A 20366-nucleotide genomic window follows, 5' to 3' on the forward strand; every position below is an offset into this window, starting at 1 on the left:
CGCCCGTCAATCCGCTTGGCGGGCGGAAAAGGTTTTAGGAATACCGATGAACACAATACCGCTCCACACCATACTCAAACTTATGGCGCATCCCGAACGTATGGCGATACTGATCCAACTGTTGGACAGCGAACGCAATATCGTCGAACTGGCAAAATCCTTATCCCTGTCGGCTACCGCAGTTTCCAACCATTTGAACCGCCTGCGCGTGGAAGGTTTAGTCGATTTTACGCGTTACCACCGCATTATCGAATACCGCCTGGTTTCCGAAGAAGCGGCGGCGATTCTGCACACGGTTCGCGATTTGGAAAACAAACGCGTGGCATAGTGTTAGAATCCTTTCCTTTTGCCGTCTGAACGTTTCAGACAGCATTTTTCGGAAATGTTATGAAAATCACCACTTGGAACGTCAATTCGCTCAATGTGCGGCTGCCGCAGGTGCAAAACCTGCTTGCCGATAATCCGCCGGATGTCCTTGTTTTACAGGAACTCAAACTCGATCAGGACAAGTTTCCCGCCGCCGCCTTGCAGATGATGGGCTGGCACTGTGTTTGGAGCGGGCAGAAAACCTACAACGGCGTGGCAATTGTCAGCCGCAGCGCGCCGGAAGACGTGTATATCGGGCTGCCCGCGCTGCCGGACGATCCGCAACGCCGCGTGATTGCGGCAACCGTCGGCGGCGTGCGCGTCATCAATGTCTATTGCGTCAACGGCGAGGCTTTGGACAGCCCCAAATTCAAATATAAGGAACAGTGGTTTGCCGCATTGACGGAGTTTGTCCGCGATGAAATGACCCGCTACGGCAAACTGGTGCTGCTGGGTGATTTCAATATCGCGCCTGCCGATGCGGACTGTTACGACCCTGAAAAATGGTATGAAAAAATCCACTGTTCGTCCGTCGAACGGCAGTGGTTCAAAAACCTGCTGGATTTGGGACTGACCGACAGCCTGCGCCAAGTCCATCCCGAAGGCGCGTTCTATACTTGGTTCGACTATCGCGGCGCGATGTTCCAACGCAAACTGGGCCTGCGTATCGATCATATTTTGGTGTCGCCTGCGATGGCGGAGGCGTTGAAGGATGTCCGCGTCGATTTGGATACGCGCGCGCTGGAGCGTCCGAGCGACCACGCGCCCGTGTGTGCGGAATTCGATTGGTAGGATGAAAGGCAGATGCCGTCTGAAACCGTTTTCGGGTTTCAGACGGCATCTTTGTTTGAAGGTTCAAACCGTGTATCGGTAAAGCGCAATCATCAGCGGCATGGTGATAACGCACAGCAGGGTAGTGATGCCGTAAATCGCGCTTGCCTTGCGTGCGTCGTTGCCGTGCACGACCGCCATTTGCGTGATGGTTGCCGCCGATGGGCTGATGGTGGCGAGAAAGCTGATGAGGACGACGGTTTCGGACAGGGCGTTGAGGTGTGCCAGCCCCGACAGTTTGACGACGGCAAGCAGTATCAGCGGAATCAGAATCAGCCGCAGGAATGCCACGGCATACAGCCTTGCCGAACACAAAAGCGCGTGCGGCGGCACGGAGGCAATCAGCATTCCGGCAACAATCATGGCAACCGGCCCGATCATGCTGCCGACGGCGGCGAGGGTGTTGTCCATCAGGCGGGGCAGTTTGATTTGGAAGGCAAACATCAGCAGTCCGGTAAAAATGCAGAGGATGTTGATGTTGGTCAGGATGGTTTTCCATGAAAGTCTGACGTTGCCCGAGACCAGCAGGCGCAGGTGCGTCCAAAACAGGACGGTTTGCACGATGATGAAGCCGCCGGTGTAGATGACCCACTCCGAACCGAAAACGGACATGACCAGCGGAATAATCAGGTTGCCCGAATTGCTGTACACCATCGCGGCGTGTTCCAGACTGTCGAGCCTGAGCAGCTTTTTCAGGATTTTGCCGATGGCAATCAGCAGGATGTGGAAGATGACGGCGAGCTTGACTGAAAGCAGCAGGCCTTGTGCCACTTCGGGCGTGTAGCCGATTTGGAAGGTGTGCAGCATTACCGACGGACTGATGAGGTAGAGGGCGATGACCGACAGCGGATAGCTGTTTTCCGATTTGAGCAGCCCCGATTTCACCAAACCGATGCCCATAAAAACAATCAGTGTCAGTTCGGCGATTTTGCCTGCAAGGAGCAGGGCGGTATCCATAGAATCACCGTGTCAGAAAAAAGGGAAAGATTGTACGCCTGCGGGCGCAAATACGGAAATGCCGTCTGAAAAGCATTCAGACGGCATTGGCGTTGCAGGGCGCGTTATATGTGCCGTGCGGCGTTGACGGCACGTTGGTCGGGGTTGATGAGGATTTCGACGCGGCGGTTTTGCGCGCGGCCTTCAGCCGTAGCGTTGGACGCGACCGGTATATGCGAGCCGTAGCCGTAAACCGTCAGGCGCGAAGCCGCCACGCCGCGCGTCTGCAGATAGTAGGCAACCGCTTGGGCGCGGTGTTGCGAAAGCGGATTGTTGACGGCATCGGAACCCGTGTTGTCGGTGTGCCCGTTGATGGTCAGCGTCGTGTCGGGATACTGCACCAGCGTCTGTGCGGCAGTATTCAGCGCAAATTGCGCATTGTCGCTTAAAACTGCGCTGCCGGTGGCAAAGGTAACGTTTTCAGGCATCACCAGCTTGATTTGGTTGCCTTGGCGTTGGATTTCGATTTGCGTGCCGGCGAGGTTTTGGCGCAAACGCTGCTCTTGGTAGTCCATATAGCCGCCCACGCCCGCGCCGATTGCGCCGCAGGCAAGCGCGGAATTGCGTGCGCCTTTGCCGCTGTGGGTCAGTGCGCCGACGATGCCGCACACTGCCGCGCCGCCCAAACCGTACATGGCGGATTTGCTTGGGGACTGCTGTCCGGTTACAGGGTCGGCAACGCAGCCGGAAAGCGTGAGTGCGGATGCGGTCAGCACGACGGTAAAGGGTTTGAAGAAAGTCATGGTGTTTCCTTCCGTGTATATGTCAAACCGTACAACTATAAACAATCATGCCGTCCAAATAAGCGGCGTTAACCTGAAATTACCCGATTTTTCCCGAAACAACACCGGTTTGTCGGTATTTGCGCCGAAACCGCCGCCATATCCACAAAAAACGGACCTTGACATCGTAACCGACCGAGCCAGCACCCAGTATCAGCAATACCGCCGAAACGGGCAGGGCGAAGTGGTGTCCGATTTTATGGTAGCCCCACGCACCGATGATGCCGCCGAGCAGAAAGGCCTGCATCATGCCGCTGAGCAGCCACATTTTGGGTTTGTTGACGCGGACGTGCGGCAGGCGGGGATGGTGGGTTTTGGAGTAATACAGGGCGCGTGAGATTTCGATGCCCAAGTCGGTCGCCGTACCCGTCATGTGGGTAGAGCGGATGGCGCCGCCCGATAAAAGCGTCATGACTGTGTTGTGCATCCCCATGATGAAGCAGAGCAAGAACAGCGCGAGGGAAGGGAAGACCAAGCCTCCGTCCGTATCCCATTGCAGCGCGGTAATGCCAAACAGGCCGAAAACCAGCAGGTAAACCGCTTCCAGCCACATCGACAACCCGTAGCTGCCCCGAAAGCGCATTTGCTGCGTCCATAAAATCACCCAGCCCGAATGTGCCGCACCCGCGATGAAACACAACACGCTGACCATCGCCACCGCTGCCGCCGTCCATTGCTTCAGATAAACCATATCCGCCAGCAGCGACATCGAACCGGTAACGTGCGAGGTATAGCGCGCAAACGCAAAAAAACCGCCGGCATTGATTGCGCCTGCCAGCAGCGACATGATGTAGCCCAATCGGCGGAAACGCGCATCGGAGATATGGTGTTCGTGCAGATAGGGGCGGTCTGCCTGCCAAAACGGCGGGATGTGGTGGCGGCTGTGGCGGGCGTGTTTGGCGTGGTGGTCGGATTCGGTCATAATAATGGGCAGACGGTTCGGAAAGCATGTTCAAGAACCGCATTTTATAGCGAAAACAATCTAGGGGCGAACTTCACAAGTTTTTGAAAAGAGCGTACATTGAATCTGTTTCCGAGGAGGGTAGAACACCATGCGCCGATACATCGCGGCGGCCGCCGCAATACTCATACTGACTGCCTGCGCCACACCCGAACAGCAGGCGGCATACCGTCAGGCACAGCAACGCTATGAACAGGACTTGCAAGTCGCCCTTGCAGCGCAATGCGACCGCGAGGCCGCACAGCTTATCCGCCGTCAGTTCGATTCAGGATATGCGCCCATGCCCGATGCCGAAAGACAGATATTTAAAACACGCTATACCGAAAAGCTTTCCGATCCCATGTTCCAAGCCTGTTACAAAATGGCGTGGCAGAACTACATCTCGCAACAGCAGCTGAAAGAAGTACGCCTGTCGCGCTATTACGACGATTGGGGCTATCCGTTTTACCGTCCTTGGTGGTAGTCAGAAGCGGCGGCATATGCCGTCTGAACGCGCCTACTGTCTATAAACTGCAATACCGTTTACAATGACCGCCTGTTTCACCACATACCCGAACGCAACAATGAGAATCAGGCTGGGGCGGCACAACGCGCCCGACTTTCCGCACGGGGCCGCCGTAACCATAGGCAATTTCGACGGCGTACACCTTGGACACAAACACATCCTCCAAAAACTCCGCCTCGAAGCCGATACGCGCGGATTACCCGTCGTTGCCGTTATCTTCGAACCCCAACCCAAAGAATTTTTCGCACTCCGCACCGGCAGGATGCCGCCGTGTCGGATCAGCCCCCTGCGTACCAAACTGGAATTGCTGGAAGGGACGGGCTGCGTCGATGCCGTCTGGGTTTTGCGTTTCGATCAAAATTTTTCCGAAATATCCGCGCAAGCATTTATCGACCGCCTGCTGCGTCAAACCTTGAATACGCGTTATTTGCTCGTCGGCGACGATTTCCGTTTCGGTGCGGGGCGGGAAGGCTGTTTTGAACTTTTGGCACAACAGCCCGATATGCAGACCGAGCGCACGCCTTCCGTCATCGTCGAAGACATTCGCACCAGCAGTACCGCCGTGCGACAAGCCCTTTCAGACGGCAACCTTGCCTATGCGAAAAAACTTTTGGGACACGACTATGTTTTGGGGGGCAGGGTGGTGCACGGCAGAAAACTCGGACGCACTCTAAACGCCCCGACCGCCAATATCCGCCTGCCCCGCCACCGTTATGCCCTCGGCGGCGTGTTTGTCGTCGAAGCGGACGGCGTGTTCGGCACGCGGCGCGGCGTGGCGAGCTTCGGCTTCAATCCCACTGTTGATAGCGGCTGTTCTCAAAAGCTTGAAGTCCACCTGTTCGACTTTCAAGGCGACCTGTACGGACAAGGGCTGAACGTCCGCTTCCTGCACAAACTGCGCGATGAGGAAAAGTTTGACGGTATGGAAGAACTGAAAAGGCAGATTGAAGCCGATATGGAAGCCGCAAGGCGTTGGTAGAAAAATCTTATACAAACCATCCGATTGGGCTACAATCAACCTTTTAACTGTTCGGACGGCACAGGGTTTTCCCGTTGTGAAATACTATTTGGGGCGCAATGCCGTCTGAAACCGAAATATTGTAACAATAGAGATTAAAAAATGACCGATTACAGTAAAACCGTCAACCTGCTCGAAAGTCCGTTTCCGATGCGCGGCAATCTTGCCAAGCGCGAGCCTGCATGGCTGAAAAGCTGGTACGAGCAAAAACGCTACCAAAAACTGCGCGAAATCGCCAAAGGCCGTCCGAAATTCATCCTGCACGACGGCCCTCCGTATGCCAACGGCGACATCCACATCGGTCATGCCGTCAATAAAATTCTCAAAGACATCATTATCCGCAGCAAAACCCAAGCCGGTTTTGACGCGCCTTATGTACCGGGTTGGGACTGCCACGGTTTGCCTATCGAAGTGATGGTAGAAAAGCTGCACGGCAAAGATATGCCCAAAGCGCGTTTCCGCGAATTGTGCCGCGAATATGCCGCCGAACAGGTTGCCCGTCAGAAAAAAGATTTTATCCGCTTGGGCGTGTTGGGCGATTGGGACAAGCCCTACCTGACGATGGATTTCAAAACAGAAGCCGATACCGTGCGTATGCTCGGCGAAATCTACAAATCGGGCTATCTCTACCGCGGTGCGAAACCGGTTCAGTTCTGCTTGGACTGCGGCTCTTCGCTGGCGGAAGCGGAAGTGGAATACAAAGACAAAGTATCGCCTGCGATTGACGTTGCCTATCCGTTTAAAGACACCGCCGCGCTTGCCGCCGCATTCGGTTTGGCAGGTATCGAAGGCAAAGCGTTTGCCGTTATCTGGACAACCACGCCTTGGACGCTGCCCGCAAGCCAAGCCGTGTCTGCGGGTGCAGACGTGGTGTATCAACTGATTGATACGCCCAAAGGCAAATTGGTGTTGGCTAAAGATTTGGCAGAAGACGCGCTCAAACGTTACGGTTTTTCAGACGGCATTGCTATTCTTGCCGAAACCACCGGCGACAAGCTGGAAAACCTGCACATGAACCATCCGTTCCTCGAACGCGATATTCCCATGCTCAACGGCGACCACGTTACTACCGATGCCGGTACGGGCTTGGTGCACACCGCCCCCGCGCACGGTTTGGAAGACTACGCCGTCTGCAATAAATACGGCATCGAGCTTTACAACCCCGTCAACGCCGAAGGCCAATACATCATCGAAACGCCGCGTGTTGCCGGTATGCGCGTTTGGGAAGCCAATCCCGTCATCCTGCAATGGCTGGAAGAAACCGGCAACCTCTTGGCAAACGGCAAAATCGAACACAGCTACGCCCACTGCTGGCGGCACAAAACGCCACTGATTTACCGCGCGACGGGTCAGTGGTTTGTCGGTATGGACAAAGCCGGTGCCGACGGCAAAACCCTGCGCGACAAAGCCATCAAGGCCGTGGACGACACCGAGTTTTTCCCGTCTTGGGGGCGCGCGCGTTTGGAAGCGATGATCGAAGGCCGCCCCGACTGGGTGGTTTCGCGCCAACGCTATTGGGGCACGCCGATGACTTTCTTCGTTCACAAAGAAACGGGCGAACTGCACCCGAACTCTGCCGAGCTTTTGAAAAAAGTTGCCCTGAAAATCGAAGAAAAAGGCATCGAGGCTTGGTTCTCCCTCGATAAGGGCGAATTGTTGAGCGCGGAAGATTGCGAAAATTACGACAAACTTTCCGACACGATGGACGTATGGTTCGATTCCGGTTCGACCCATTATTCCGTTTTGAAACAACGCGAAGAATTGGAATGGCCGGCGGATTTGTATTTGGAAGGCAGCGACCAGCACCGGGGCTGGTTCCAGTCGTCCATGCTAACCGGCTGCGCCTCTTCGATGGGTCGCGCGCCTTACAAACAGCTGCTGACCCACGGTTTCGTGGTGGACCAAAACGGGCGCAAAATGTCGAAATCCATCGGCAACGTCGTCGCTCCGCAAGAAGTGTATAACGAGTTCGGCGCGGACATTTTGCGCCTGTGGGCGGCATCCACCGATTACAGCGGCGAATTGGCGATTTCCAAAGAAATCCTCAAGCGCGTAACCGAAAGCTACCGCCGTATCCGCAATACCTTGAGCTTTTTGTTTGCCAACTTGAGCGACTTTAATCCGATTGAAGATGCCGTGCAACAGGCGGATATGGTGGAAATCGACCGCTACGCCCTGGTATTGGCGAGGCGGCTGCAAGAACGCGTTGCCGGTGATTTTTATCCGCGTTATGCCTTCCACTTTGCCGTGAAAGAAATGGTTTCTTTCTGCTCGGAAGACTTGGGCGCGTTCTACCTCGACATCCTGAAAGACCGCCTCTACACCACCAAAGCCGACAGCCACGCCCGCCGCAGCGCGCAAACCGCCTTGTACCACATCACGCGCAGCCTGGTTCTCTTGATTGCACCGATTTTGTGCTTCACCGGCGAAGAAGCATGGGACATCATCGGTGGCGGCGAAGAAGACAGCGTCCTCTTCCATACTTGGCACGAGTTCCCGACCATCAACGAAAAAGCCGAAGCCGAACTGGTGAAAAAATGGACGGCAATCCGCGAAGCGCGCGAAGCCGTAACCGCCGCCATCGAGCCTTTGCGCGCCGACAAGACCGTCGGTTCGTCCTTGCAGGCGGAAGCCGAAATCACCGCGCCGGAAGAAATGGCCGGCTATCTGAACGCTTTGGGCGAAGAATTGCGCTTTGCCCTGCTGGTGTCTAAAGCCGAAGTTAAAACCGGCGACGCGCTTGCCGTAACCGCCAAAGCCAGCGACGGCGAAAAATGCGAACGCTGCTGGCACTACACACGCGATGTGGGCGCGGTTGCAGGCTATGAAACCGTCTGCAAACGCTGTGCGGAGAATGTCGGCGGAGAAGGTGAAACGCGCCATTACGCCTGACAAAGTTTGAGCAAATGCCGTCTGAAACCGCCAAACAGCATTTCAGACGGCATTTTTTGCGCCGCGATTTGTCTTCATAACGGCGTAGGGGTTTCAAGATTACGGTGTTGTCGGGAATGATGGTTCGGGTATTTCCCTGCGCCTGTAAACGGCAAGTGCATCAAAAATGCCGTCTGAAGGTTCAGACGGCATCGGTGTCGGGGAATCAGCGGGCTGTAGGGTGGGCTTCAGCCCGCCATTTTCATCAATCCAACATTTCTACCGTTTTCATTGAATCCATCGAATCCGCCCCTTTCGACAACCCAGCCCTACGCAACTGAACCGTCATTCCCACGAAAGTGGGAATCTAGAACGCGGGGTTTCAGTCATTTCCGATAGATTCCCGCCGCGTCAGGGGTCTGGATTCCCGCCTGCGCGGGAATGATGGGTTTCGAGAATGTTTTTTGGGGATTCGGCGGTTTTGGTTTTCGGTGGGAAAGGGGGATTTGCGGGATGGGTAACATTGACGGAATTATTGGAAACGGTGGAATCTTTGAAATTGGCGGAGTTGGTGGGCTGAAGCCCACCCTACGTCCACCCTACGGCACTGAAGCCCACCCTACAGCCACGCTACAGTTTACCTTGCAGCCAACCCTGCGGCGTACTCAAACCAACACAGAAACTTATATGCCGTCATTCCCGCGCAGGCGGGAATCCGAACATGTCTGCACGGAAACCCGCATCCCGTCATTCCCACGAAAGTGGGAATGACGGGATGCGGGGTTTGAGCAACTGTTTTTATCCGATAAGTTTCTGTGCGGACAGGTCTGGATTCCCGCCTGCGCGGGAATGACGGGTTTTAAGATTACGGTGTTATCGGGAATGACGGGTTTCAAGATTACGGTGTTGTCGGGAATGACGGTTCGGGTATTTCACTACGCCCGCCCCGCGCCTGTAAACGGCAAGTGCATCAAAAATGCCGTCTGAAGGTTCAGACGGCATCGGTATCGGGGAATCAGAAGCGGTAGCGCACGCCCAATGAGGCTTCGTGGGTTTTGAAGCGGGTGTTTTCCAAGCGTCCCCAGTAGTGGTAGCGGTATCCGGTGTCCAAGGTTAGGTTGGGTGTGATGTCGATGCCTACGCCTGCCACTGCGCCGAAGCCCACGCGGCGGATGCTGCGGCTTTGGTGGATGGGCGCGTGGGCGTTGGTCGGTCCGCTCACGATATTGGCGATGGTAACGGTTACTTGGTCTTCTACGGCAATGCTGTGTTTGATTTTGCCTAAACCAACCCGTGCACCGACATAGGGTTTGAAGCGGGTGCCGGTATCGAAATCGTAGATGGCGGAGATGCCGTAGTTGGATTCGGCTTTGAATGTGCCTTTGTCGGTGTGGTTTATTTCTGTTTTTGTGTCAACAGGCTTACCTTGAGAGGGGGTGATTGTTTTAGAATTTTCTGCGTGAATATGCTTGCCATGTCTCCAGGTATTGTAACGGGCGTAATCGAGAGCGATGCGCCAGTTGCCGAAATCGTAGCCGACGGAAAGGCGGGGGTGAGTGGAATGGGTTTTGATGTCGCGGTAGTCGTCGAAGATTTTGGCGTTGTCAGCGGGATAATCGTGGGTAATGTGTTCGTAGGCGTAGGCTAAATCTGCCTGTACATACGGGCCACGGCCATTGTCTTCACTTGCCGCCTGCGCTGCGGAAGAGAAGAGAAGAGAAGAGAAGAGAAGAGAAGAGAAGAGAAGAGAAGAGAAGAGAAGAGTTTTTTTGGGGCTGGATTCATTTTCGGCTCCGTGATTCGGTTTAACTGATTAAAAAAGAACGATTTTCACTGATGGTTCAAAGGCGGATTGTATCGGGTTTGGGGCGATGTTTCAACACATAGGACCGTGCCTGATGCGCGCTTTATGCGTTTGGTGCGTTCGGAGGCGGGAAATTTGCCTGCATTAAGCGTTTCAGACGGCATTTGCCGTTTCGGGTACAGGCAGGGGGTTTTCGGGTAAAATGGCACTCTTTTATCCGGCTGTTGAAAAATATGTCTTCATCTGTTTCAAGTAAAACGCGCTATTGGGTATTGGCACTTGCCGCCATCGTGCTGGACCAGTGGTCGAAGTGGGCGGTGCTGTCGTCGTTTCAGTATCGGGAACGCGTCAACGTCATCCCTTCGTTTTTCGATCTGACCTTGGTGTACAACCCAGGCGCGGCGTTCAGCTTCCTTGCCGATCAGGGCGGCTGGCAAAAATACTTTTTTTTGGTGCTGGCGGTGGCGGTGAGCGCGTATTTGGTACGCGCCATTTTGCGCGATGAGTTTGCAACCCTCGGCAAAATCGGGGCGGCAATGATTATCGGCGGTGCGTCGGGCAATGTCATCGATCGCCTGATACACGGTCATGTGGTCGATTTCTTATTGTTTTATTGGCAAAATTGGTTTTATCCCGCCTTTAATATTGCCGACAGTTTTATCTGCGTCGGCGCGGTGTTGGCAGTGTTGGACAATATCGTCCATCGCAAAGATAGCAAAAAAACGTGAATGCCGTCTGAACACGGAATGCAAAACTTATGAACGGAAAAACCATCATCCTTGCCAATCCGCGCGGCTTCTGCGCCGGCGTGGATAGGGCAATCAGTATTGTCGAACGTGCTTTGGAAGAATTCGGCGCGCCGATTTATGTGCGCCACGAAGTCGTCCATAACAAGTTCGTCGTCGATAACCTGCGCGAAAAAGGTGCGGTGTTTGTCGAAGACTTGGCGGAAGTGCCGCCGGGCGCGACACTGGTTTATTCGGCACATGGCGTATCGAGGGCGGTGCAGCAGGAAGCGGCGGAACGTGGTTTCCGCGTGTTTGATGCGACTTGCCCGCTGGTGACGAAAGTGCATAAGGAAGTCGCCCGACTGGATGCTCAAGACTGCGAAATCATCATGATCGGGCATAAGGGGCACGTCGAGGTTGAAGGCACGATGGGGCAGCTTGCGCCGGGCAAAATGCTTTTGGTCGAAACGGTCGGAGATGTGGCAAAACTCGAAGTCAGAAACCCCGACAAACTCGCCTATGTCAGCCAAACCACGCTCTCGGTCGATGAAACCAAAGACATCATTGCCGCGCTGAACGCGCGTTTCCCCAATATCCGCAATCCGCACAAGGAAGACATCTGCTATGCGACGACCAACCGGCAAACCGCCGTCAAAGAGCTGGCGGAACAGTGCGACATCGTGATTGTGGTCGGTTCGCCCAATTCGTCCAACAGCAACCGCCTGCGCGAAGTGGCGGCAGGCATCGGGACCGATGCGTATATGGTGGACAACGCGTCCTACCTGCAACGCGCGTGGTTTGAGGGCAAAAACAAAGTCGGCGTAACGGCAGGCGCGTCCGCGCCCGAAGTGTTGGTGCAGGAAGTATTGGCAACCATACGCGGGTGGGGGCATGAAACCGTACGCGAAGGGGAGGGTACGGAAGAAAGCATCGTGTTCGTCCTGCCCAAAGAGTTGCGCCGCGAGGGCGAAACCAAACCCGATTTGTGCAAACGTTGAGCAAGCGTTGAATGTTTGGGCAAAACAAATGCCGTCTGAACAGGCTTCAGACGGCATTTTTGCCGCGTGCCGGATACGGAAACCGATCAGGCGTAATGTCGTGCAAGAAAACCGGGCAGTTCGGACAAACCGTCCAATACGGCGAGATGCGGTGCGCCAAGGAGCTGTTCGCGCGAATGTGCGCCGGTGGTCACGCCGACTGCCGCCGCCCCCGCGTTTGCCGCCATATGCAGGTCGTGCGCCGTATCGCCGACGACCAATGCCTCTTTCGGGTCGAGTCCCAGTTCGCGGCAGATTCCGAACACCATTTCGGGCGAGGGTTTGGAGGGATATTCCCCTGCGCAGGCGGTGGCGAGCCAATAGCCGCCGGTGGCGGTTTGGCTGATGGCGTTGTCCAAGCCCGCCCGCCCTTTGCCCGTGGCAACGGCAAGCCGGAAGCCTTGCGCTTTGAGCGTGTCTAGACAGGGCAGTGCTTGAGGAAATAAAGACATATTGCGGTTGTTGGGATTGAGGTAATGTGCGGAATAAGTGCGCGCGATGTCGGCAACGGCGGTTTCAGACGGCATTTCGAGCAGGGTGCGGATGATGGCGGGCAGGCTGTAGCCGATCAGGCTGCGGACGCGTTCCGCTTCGGGCGGCGGAAATCCGCATTCGGCGAAGCTGCGGCGCATCGTGTCGATGATGGGTTGGGTCGTGTCGGCAAGCGTGCCGTCCCAGTCGAAGATGATGAGTTTGGGCGTGGTCATAGCAGGTTGGTTGCAGTAAAAAAGCAGATTTTATGCGGAAAACGCAGACGTGTCGCATTTTCGACAAAATTTGTCGGCTGCGCGATATGTTTTTCCGAACAAGCCGCGTTGTGCTTTATTAAAATAGAACCATTATCATTTATGTGAATGGGACAGTTTATGTCAGTTTTCCGCATCAATATGACCGCCACCACGGTTTTGGCAGCACTTTCGTCTTCGGTTTTTGCCGCACAAACGGCGGATTTGGAAACCGTCCACATCAAAGGGCAGCGTTCTTACAACGCGATTGCCACCGAGAAAAACGGCGATTACAGCTCGTTTGCCGCCACCGTCGGCACAAAAATCCCCGCTTCTTTGCGCGAAATTCCGCAATCCGTCAGTATCATCACCAACCAGCAGGTCAAAGACCGCAATGTTGACACCTTCGACCAACTGGCACGCAAAACGCCCGGCCTGCGCGTGTTGAGCAACGACGACGGACGCTCTTCGGTTTACGCGCGCGGTTACGAATACAGCGAATACAACATCGACGGCCTGCCTGCGCAGATGCAGAGTATCAACGGCACGCTGCCCAACCTGTTTGCCTTCGACCGCGTGGAAGTAATGCGCGGGCCGAGCGGACTGTTCGACAGCAGCGGCGAGATGGGCGGCATCGTGAATCTGGTGCGCAAACGCCCGACCAAAGCGTTCCAAGGTCATGCGGCGGCGGGATTCGGTACGCACAAACAATATAAAGCCGAGGCGGACGTATCGGGCAGCCTCAATTCAGACGGCAGCGTGCGCGGCCGCGTGATGGCGCAGACCGTCGGCGCGTCTCCGCGTCCTGCCGAGAAAAACAACCACCACGAAACCTTCTACGCGGCGGCGGATTGGGACATCAATCCCGATACGGTTTTGGGCGCGGGCTATCTTTACCAGCAACGCCACCTCGCGCCGTACAACGGCCTGCCTGCCGATGCAGACGGCAAATTACCGTCCCTGCCGCAACACGCATTTGTCGGCGCGGATTGGAACAAATTTAAAATGCACAGCCACGACGTGTTCGCCGATTTGAAACATTACTTCGGCAACGGCGGCTACGGCAAAGTCGGTATGCGCTATTCCGACCGGAAAGCCGATTCCAATTACACGTTTGCGGGCAGCAAACTCAACAATGCCGGAAAAGCCAACGTGGCGGGTTTGGGTACGGACATCAAACAAAAAGCCTTTGCGGTTGACGCAAGTTACAGCCGGCCGTTTGCCTTGGGCAACACCGCCAACGAATTTGTGATTGGTGCGGACTACAACCGTTTCCGCAGCACTAATGAACAAGGGCGTTCGACTGTTGCAAACAATATCGCCTTGGACAGTTTCCACTCTACCCCCTATGTCAGCCTGATACAAAATGCCCGTGCCGGCGCGCACGGCTACAAGCATACCCTTGACACCGAAAACCTTGATAAATTCGGCGTTTACGGCAAATCCGTCTTCCATCCTGCCGACGGGCTGTCGCTCATCGGCGGCGGACGTTTGGGACACTACAAAATCGAAGCGGGCGAAGGCGACGAGTTGCACAAAGCCAGCAAAACCAAGTTCACCGGCTACGCAGGCGCGGTTTACGACTTGAACGACAACAACAGCCTCTACCTGAGCCTGTCCCAGCTCTACACACCGCAAACCAACCTCGATGCCGACGGCAAGCTGCTCAAACCACGCCAAGGCAACCAGTTTGAAGTCGGCTACAAAGGCAGCTACATGGACGACCGCCTCAATACCCGAGTTTCGTTCTACCGCATGAAGGATAAAAACGCCGCCGCACCGTTGAACCCGAACAACAAAAAACCCCGTTACGCCGCATTGGGCAAACGCGTGATGGAAGGTGTTGAGACCGAAATCAGCGGCGCGGTTACACCGAAATGGCAAATCCATGCAGGTTACAGCTATCTGCACAGCCAAATCAAAACCGCCTCCAATTCGCGCGACGACGGCATCTTCCTGCTGATGCCCAAACACAGCGCAAACCTGTGGACGACTTACCAAGTTACGCCCGAGCTGACCATCGGCGGCGGCGTGAACGCGATGAGCGGCATTACTTCATCTGCAGGGATGCATGCAGGCGGTTATGCCACGTTCGATGCGATGGCGGCATACCGCTTCACGCCCAAGCTGAAGCTGCAAATTAATGCCGACAACATCTTCAACCGCCATTACTACGCCCGCGTCGGCGGCGCGAACACCTTTAACATTCCCGGTTCGGAGCGCAGCCTGACGGCAAACCTGCGTTACAGTTTTTAAAGACCAATATGCCGTCTGAAACGGCAGCCGCAGCATAATCAAACCACAACAAGCTGCGCTGCATACCCTATGCTCTCACAACTGGAGTATGGCATTGCGAAGGAAAACAGACCGAACCGGCAGGCAGACCGCTTTGCCGGTTCGGTTTTACCGTTTTACTGCCCATATGACCGAAGAACGAAACATCATGAAAACCACATACGCCACACAAGCCGCACGCCTTCCCCAAGCCTTTGAAACCGAAATCAAATCCACCTGCACGGGGCGAATCTATCGGATTCAGACGGCAACACTCGGCGAAATGCCGTCTGAAGGCTATCCCGTCCTCTTTGTCCTCGACGGCGAAGCCTTTTTCCCCGCACTTTTCAACATCATGCAGTCGCTGATGAACAATCCCGTTACCCGAAGCAACGCCCCCTGCCTGATTGTCGGTATCGGCTACACGACAGGCAGTGTGCGCGATTTGGCACAACGTGCTGCCGACTACACACCGCCGCTTGGAGACAACGCCACAGCAGACGAACGGCGGCAGTTCGGACAGGCAGACCGCTTCGCCGACTTTATCGACAGCGAACTGACCGCCTTTTTAGAAAGCCGCTACACCCTAAACCGCAATGAAACCGCCGTATTCGGGCATTCGTTCGGCGCACTGTTCGGACTGTATTCCCTGCTTTCCCGCCGCCGTTTCAGACGGCATTGGCTCGTATCCCCCTCGATTTGGTGGCACAACAGGCGGATACTCGACTTTATGCCGTCTGAAAACCGGTTGGACGGCATCGATGTCTGCCTCAACATCGGTGCGCTCGAGCGGGGCAGCGGTTGCAAACGTAGGGAAGGACGCGATATGGCAGGGCAGGCCGAACAAATGGCGGCAGAGTTGGTCAGACACGGGGCCGCCGTTTTTTTCCGGGAATATCCGAATGCCGACCACGGCAATGTCCCGTTCTACTCACTGACCGACTGCGTCGAATATTTGAGGAAGGCTTGGCAGAGGTAGGGAATCAGGGGTGGGCATAAAGGCATTTCTCACCGCAAAGCCGGAAGCCCAAAAAACCGACATCGCCGCATTGGTGCGTAAGCAGGCAGCGATTGCATACCGCACAGACAAGAAAATCGAAGATAACGGCTTATCGCGTGACAAACCGGCGGAAATCCCGCCCGTGCCCTTAAACCGCACACGGCAGATACCGTTCGCAAAGGCAATGTGCAACTTTGCCCGAAACAATCCGTCTTTCAACCCTTGCAAGGACGAACGGCAAAGGACGGAACAGCCCGCACAATACGCGAAAGCGGACAAGCCCCAAGTTTTAGTAATGGATGCGGTAAAATAGAAAACCGCCCGTTAATCAGGCGGTTTTGGTGGTCTATTGACTTAAAAGCACAATCAAGGCTAGAATAACCCTAGCATCAATCGTAACAGTCAATTGCAAAATTCCTATGGTAAGAGAGATTTGCATTTGGATGTTTCCTGTAAAGTTTCAAAACTAGGCAGGAATGCAAAAAATCCCCTTGTTCTCAGGCTTGGGGATTTTTGTTTGTGCCTGCCGCTTTTTTAAAGTTCGCGCCCGAACCCGTCTCATAAAATCCCTTATATATTGCACCCCGTCAAAGGGGCGCATTACTTTTCTCTCATTTCGCAGTGCCACAATGCTTGCGGCTTGCCGTAAGCTTGCAGCGGCGTTGTCGCTCCCGTTCTCATTTTATTTTGATATAAAAATCCCTGCTTCAGGCCGTCTGAAACAGGGATAGATTAATTTAACGGACGGGCGGGCATTTTTTTCAGACGGCACGGTCTGATTTCTTTGCCCGGTTTGTCGATTTGGTATTTTTGGAATGAAAGGGCGGTTTTGATACCGATACTTTAGAAAATGCCGTTTTTCCCTTTGGTGCTGTCTGTGTCATGTACACGGATATCAATCGCCCCGGTTGCTCTATTTAGACTGGCGAAATAACCAAAAATACGTTTTTCTTGGCAGTTACTTTTATTCAATCATTCGAATAAAGTACGAATGAAACCGATTTTGGGCTTCAGACGGCATTTATATTTTGGGTTACCAATTCACGCGCACCGACCGGCTGCCGAGCAGTTTTTCCAGTTCGCCGAATAAGGTGGAACTCGGTGTAACCGTCCATTTCGGCGGCACTTGAAACCTGCCCGACGCTTTTTCGTTGGCATACGACAGTTGCAGCGGGATGCGCGGCGTGTCGGGCAGTTGGTGGGCGGCAAGCAGTTGTACCAGTCCGCCGATGTCGTGATGCGGGGCGAGGGCGAGGCTGAGGCTGCGGGCGTAGCGTTCGCGCGCCGTTTGCAGGGTCATGACTTGGTTTGCCAGAATACGCAGTCCGTCGCCGCCGCCGTAGTCGTCGCGGCTGACTTTGGATTCGATAATCAGCACTTGGTCGGCTTTGAGGCAGTCGGCGCAGTTTTCCAGCGTCTGTCCGCCGATCATGATTTCAACCTGCCCGCTCAAGTCTTCGAGGCTGACGAAGGCGATTTTGCCGCGCTTGCCCATCATCGTGCGCACGGCGGTAACGAATCCGGCGAGGCGCACGCTGTCTTGCGGTTTGAGTTTCGACAGTTTCTGCGGGGCGATTTGGCGGACTTCTTGGGCATACGGGCCGAACGGGTGGCCGGACAGGTAAAAGCCGATGACGGTTTTTTCTTCGGCGAGTTTTTCCGATTCGCTCCACATCGGTGCGTCAATGAGCCGCACCGGTTCGATGGCGTCTTCCATCATGTCGAACAGACCGCCCTGATTGGCGTTGGCGGCTTTTTGGTCGGCGTTGTTCATGGCAAGGTCGATGTTTGCCAAGAGCATGGCGCGGTTGGGTTCGATGCTGTCGAACGCGCCGCCGCGGATCATGGCTTCAAGGGTGCGGCGGTTCATATGTTCTTTGCCGACGCGCTCGCAGAAGTCCAAGAGGCCGGTAAACTTGCCGCCGCTTTGCCGCGCGGCGATGATGGATTCGACGGCTGCTTCGCCCGTGCCTTTAATCGCGCCGAGTGCGTAGCGGATTTTCATGTTCGGATACGGCGTGAAGCAGTAGTCGGATTCGTTGATGTCGGGCGGCAGGAACTCGATGCCGTTGGCGCGGCAGTCGTCGTAGAAATGCTTGAGCTGGTCGGTGTTGTCCAATTCGGACGACATGGTCGCCGCCATAAATTCGGCGGGGTAGTGGGCCTTGAGCCATGCGGTCTGGTAGGAAATCAGGGCGTAGGCGGCAGCGTGGGATTTGTTGAAACCGTAGCCGGCGAATTTTTCCATGTAGTTGAAGATTTCGTCGGATTTTTCGCGCGAAATACCTTGTTTTGCCGCACCTTCGGCAAAGATTTCGCGGTGTTTTACCATTTCTTCGGGCTTTTTCTTACCCATGGCGCGACGCAGCAAGTCCGCGCCGCCGAGCGAGTAGCCGCCGATAATCTGCGCTGCCTGCATCACTTGTTCTTGATACACCATAATGCCGTAGGTCGGCGCGAGGATGCCTTCGAGCAGCGGGTGGATGTATTGGAATTCCTGACCCTTCATACGCGCGACGAAGTCGGGGATGTTGTCCATCGGGCCTGGGCGGTAGAGCGATACGAAGGCGATGAGTTCTTCAAACTTGGTCGTATGCGCCGTTTTCAGCATTTTCTTCATGCCGGTCGACTCGAACTGGAACACGGCGGTGGTGTTCGCGTCGCGGAAGATTTGATAGGCGGCCTGGTCGTCGAGCGGAATTTTGCCGACATCGATGATGTCGCCGGTGGTGCTTTTGATGTTGTTCTGCGCCATTTCGATAATGGTCAGGTTGCGCAGGCCCAAAAAGTCGAATTTCACCAAACCCACGTCTTCCACGTCGCCCTTGTCATACATCGATACGGGCGAGGCGGATTCGTCTGCCTGATACACGGGGCTGTAATCGGAAATCTTGCCCGGCGCAATCAACACGCCGCCCGCGTGCATACCCAAACCGCGCGTCAAATCTTCCAGCTTTTTCGCCAGCGTAATCAGTTCGTCCGCTTCTTCCGCTTCGATTAATTCCTGAATCTGCGGCTCGGCCTCCATGGCTTTTTCCAAACTCAGGGGTTTGTTGGCTTCCAACGGAATCAGCTTGGACAGTTTGTCGCACAGCATAAACGGCAGTTTCAGCACACGCCCCACGTCGCGAATCACCGCTTTGGACGACATTGTGCCGAAGGTAACAATTTGGCTGACTGCTTCCGCGCCATATTTTTCGCGCACATATTCAATCACGCGGCCGCGATTTGCCTGACAGAAGTCCACGTCAAAGTCGGGCATGGAGATGCGTTCAGGGTTTAAGAAACGCTCGAACAGCAGCGCGTATTTGAGCGGATCAAGGTCGGTAATCTTCAATGAATACGCCACCAGCGAGCCTGCGCCCGAACCACGTCCCGGCCCGACCGGACAGCCGTGCGTTTTCGCCCAGTTGATAAAGTCTTGTACGATAAGGAAATAGCCGGGAAATTTCATCTGGATAATGATGTTCAGCTCAAAATCCAAACGTTCCTGATATTCCGGCATTTTTGCCGCACGCTCCGCCTCGTCGGGATAAAGCTGAACCATGCGTTCCTGCAAACCCTCGTTGGACAGTTTTACCAAATAATCATCCAGCGACAGGCCGTCCGGAGTAGGGAAGAGCGGCAGGAAGTTTTTGCCCAATGTGATGTGCAGATTACAGCGTTTGGCAATTTCTACCGTGTTTTCCAAGGCTTCGGGCAAATCGGCGAAACGTTCCAGCATCGTTTCCGGCGGAATGAAAAACTGGCTCGGCGTAAAATCGCGCGGACGTTTTTTGTCCGTCAATACCCAGCCGCCTGCGATGCACACCCGCGCCTCGTGCGCGTTGAAATCGTCGCGGCTCATAAACTGTGTCGGATGCGTCGCTACCACCGGCAAACCCAGTTCCTCCGCCAGCTTCACGCTGCCGGAAACGCAAGCCTCCCATTCGGGACGCTCGGGCAGGCGTTGCAGCTCTAAATAAAACGCATCGGGAAACCACGCCGCATATTTCAACGCCGCCGCCCGCGCCGCGTCTTCATTGCCGTTCAACAGATTCACGCCCACTTCGCCGTAATGCGCGCCGCTCAAACAAATCAAGCCGCTGTTGTCGCCGTTTTCCAGCCATTCGGGATTGAGTTCCGCGTGATGGATATTGCGGTCTTTGCCGACATAGGCCGCCGTCAAAAGCTCGCTCAAACGCAGATAGCCCGCATCGTTGCGGATAATCAGCATGGCGCGGAACGGCTTGTCGGGCGCATTCGGATTGCCTATCCACACGTCCGCCGCCCCGATGGGCTTAATCCCCGCGCTGCGGCAGGCTTTATAGAATTTCACCAAACCAAATTCGTTCATCAAATCGCTGATGCCCAAAGCAGGCAAACCGTATTCCTGCGCTTTGGCAATCAGTTTTTTAATCCGCACCATACCGTCGGTAATCGAAAATTCGGTATGCAGGCGCAGGGGGATGTAGGTCGGCTCGGTCAT

General features: G+C 55.0%; 15 protein-coding genes and 3 pseudogenes. 10 read left to right on the top strand and 8 right to left on the bottom strand.

Annotated elements, in window-relative coordinates:
• The first annotated feature begins 46 nt into the window (after nucleotides 1-46).
• Together Q9I99_RS03705 and xth are read left to right on the top strand one after the other, a co-directional pair.
• Nucleotides 47-328 (top strand): ArsR/SmtB family transcription factor, encoded by a 282-nt coding sequence (locus Q9I99_RS03705; RefSeq protein ID WP_250314812.1) that lies wholly within the window; start codon nucleotides 47-49, stop codon nucleotides 326-328.
• A gap of 59 nt (nucleotides 329-387) precedes the next feature.
• Nucleotides 388-1158, top strand: coding sequence for an exodeoxyribonuclease III (xth, locus tag Q9I99_RS03710; protein WP_301666869.1), 771 nt, complete (start codon nucleotides 388-390; stop codon nucleotides 1156-1158).
• A gap of 63 nt (nucleotides 1159-1221) precedes the next feature.
• Here the strand turns inward: xth and Q9I99_RS03715 are convergent, their stop codons facing one another.
• The 3 genes from Q9I99_RS03715 to Q9I99_RS03725 form a co-directional block, all read right to left on the bottom strand.
• Nucleotides 1222-2154 carry an AEC family transporter gene (locus Q9I99_RS03715; RefSeq protein WP_301666868.1) on the bottom strand — a complete coding sequence of 311 codons (933 nt, stop codon included), beginning with the start codon at nucleotides 2152-2154 and terminating at the stop codon, nucleotides 1222-1224.
• Nucleotides 2155-2258: 104 nt separating this feature from the next.
• Nucleotides 2259-2936 (bottom strand): YiaD family glycine zipper/OmpA-like lipoprotein, encoded by a 678-nt coding sequence (locus Q9I99_RS03720; RefSeq protein ID WP_301666867.1) that lies wholly within the window; start codon nucleotides 2934-2936, stop codon nucleotides 2259-2261.
• A gap of 79 nt (nucleotides 2937-3015) precedes the next feature.
• Nucleotides 3016-3897, bottom strand: a complete 882-nt coding sequence (locus Q9I99_RS03725) for a YoaK family protein (RefSeq protein WP_301666866.1) — start codon at nucleotides 3895-3897, stop codon at nucleotides 3016-3018.
• A 130-nt stretch (nucleotides 3898-4027) separates the two neighbouring features.
• Between Q9I99_RS03725 and Q9I99_RS03730 the strand changes: the two genes are divergently transcribed.
• From Q9I99_RS03730 to ileS, 3 genes are all read left to right on the top strand, one after another.
• Nucleotides 4028-4399: a hypothetical protein gene (locus Q9I99_RS03730; RefSeq protein WP_003676442.1), complete on the top strand. Its 372-nt coding sequence runs from the start codon at nucleotides 4028-4030 to the stop codon at nucleotides 4397-4399.
• A gap of 100 nt (nucleotides 4400-4499) precedes the next feature.
• The gene (gene ribF / locus Q9I99_RS03735; RefSeq protein WP_301666865.1) at nucleotides 4500-5420 is read left to right on the top strand and encodes a bifunctional riboflavin kinase/FAD synthetase; all 921 of its coding nucleotides are present in this window, start codon (nucleotides 4500-4502) and stop codon (nucleotides 5418-5420) included.
• 141 nt (nucleotides 5421-5561) lie between these two features.
• Nucleotides 5562-8351: an isoleucine--tRNA ligase gene (gene ileS / locus Q9I99_RS03740; protein ID WP_301666864.1), complete on the top strand. Its 2790-nt coding sequence runs from the start codon at nucleotides 5562-5564 to the stop codon at nucleotides 8349-8351.
• Between the two features lie 852 nt (nucleotides 8352-9203).
• On the opposite strand, the gene Q9I99_RS03745 is transcribed toward ileS, so the two are convergent.
• A complete protein-coding gene (locus Q9I99_RS03745) occupies nucleotides 9204-9332 on the bottom strand; it encodes a hypothetical protein (protein WP_301666863.1) in 129 nt (42 codons plus the stop codon).
• A gap of 13 nt (nucleotides 9333-9345) precedes the next feature.
• A pseudogene (locus Q9I99_RS03750) lies at nucleotides 9346-9990 on the bottom strand (opacity family porin); the annotation flags it as partial.
• A 377-nt stretch (nucleotides 9991-10367) separates the two neighbouring features.
• On the opposite strand from Q9I99_RS03750, the gene lspA reads away from it, so the two are divergent.
• Together lspA and ispH are read left to right on the top strand one after the other, a co-directional pair.
• The gene (gene lspA, locus Q9I99_RS03755; protein ID WP_301666862.1) at nucleotides 10368-10862 is read left to right on the top strand and encodes a signal peptidase II; all 495 of its coding nucleotides are present in this window, start codon (nucleotides 10368-10370) and stop codon (nucleotides 10860-10862) included.
• Nucleotides 10863-10891: 29 nt separating this feature from the next.
• A complete protein-coding gene (gene ispH / locus Q9I99_RS03760; RefSeq protein WP_301666861.1) occupies nucleotides 10892-11860 on the top strand; it encodes a 4-hydroxy-3-methylbut-2-enyl diphosphate reductase in 969 nt (322 codons plus the stop codon).
• Between the two features lie 86 nt (nucleotides 11861-11946).
• Here the strand turns inward: ispH and Q9I99_RS03765 are convergent, their stop codons facing one another.
• Nucleotides 11947-12606, bottom strand: coding sequence for an HAD-IA family hydrolase (locus Q9I99_RS03765; protein ID WP_301666860.1), 660 nt, complete (start codon nucleotides 12604-12606; stop codon nucleotides 11947-11949).
• 159 nt (nucleotides 12607-12765) lie between these two features.
• On the opposite strand from Q9I99_RS03765, the gene Q9I99_RS03770 reads away from it, so the two are divergent.
• The 3 genes and pseudogenes from Q9I99_RS03770 to Q9I99_RS11545 all read left to right on the top strand — a co-directional run.
• Nucleotides 12766-14880, top strand: coding sequence for a TonB-dependent siderophore receptor (locus Q9I99_RS03770; RefSeq protein WP_301666859.1), 2115 nt, complete (start codon nucleotides 12766-12768; stop codon nucleotides 14878-14880).
• Nucleotides 14881-15067: 187 nt separating this feature from the next.
• Nucleotides 15068-15877: an alpha/beta hydrolase gene (locus tag Q9I99_RS03775; RefSeq protein ID WP_301666858.1), complete on the top strand. Its 810-nt coding sequence runs from the start codon at nucleotides 15068-15070 to the stop codon at nucleotides 15875-15877.
• 199 nt (nucleotides 15878-16076) lie between these two features.
• Nucleotides 16077-16211, top strand: a pseudogene (locus tag Q9I99_RS11545) (zonular occludens toxin domain-containing protein); the annotation flags it as partial.
• Between the two features lie 419 nt (nucleotides 16212-16630).
• Here the strand turns inward: Q9I99_RS11545 and Q9I99_RS03785 are convergent.
• Nucleotides 16631-16852 (bottom strand): annotated as a pseudogene (locus Q9I99_RS03785) (hypothetical protein); the annotation flags it as partial.
• 79 nt (nucleotides 16853-16931) lie between these two features.
• Entirely contained in the window at nucleotides 16932-20366 is a 3435-nt protein-coding gene (gene dnaE / locus Q9I99_RS03790; protein ID WP_301666857.1) for a DNA polymerase III subunit alpha, read from the bottom strand.

The organism is Neisseria basseii (assembly GCF_962707005.1).
Taxonomy (GTDB): Bacteria; Pseudomonadota; Gammaproteobacteria; order Burkholderiales; family Neisseriaceae; genus Neisseria; species Neisseria bergeri.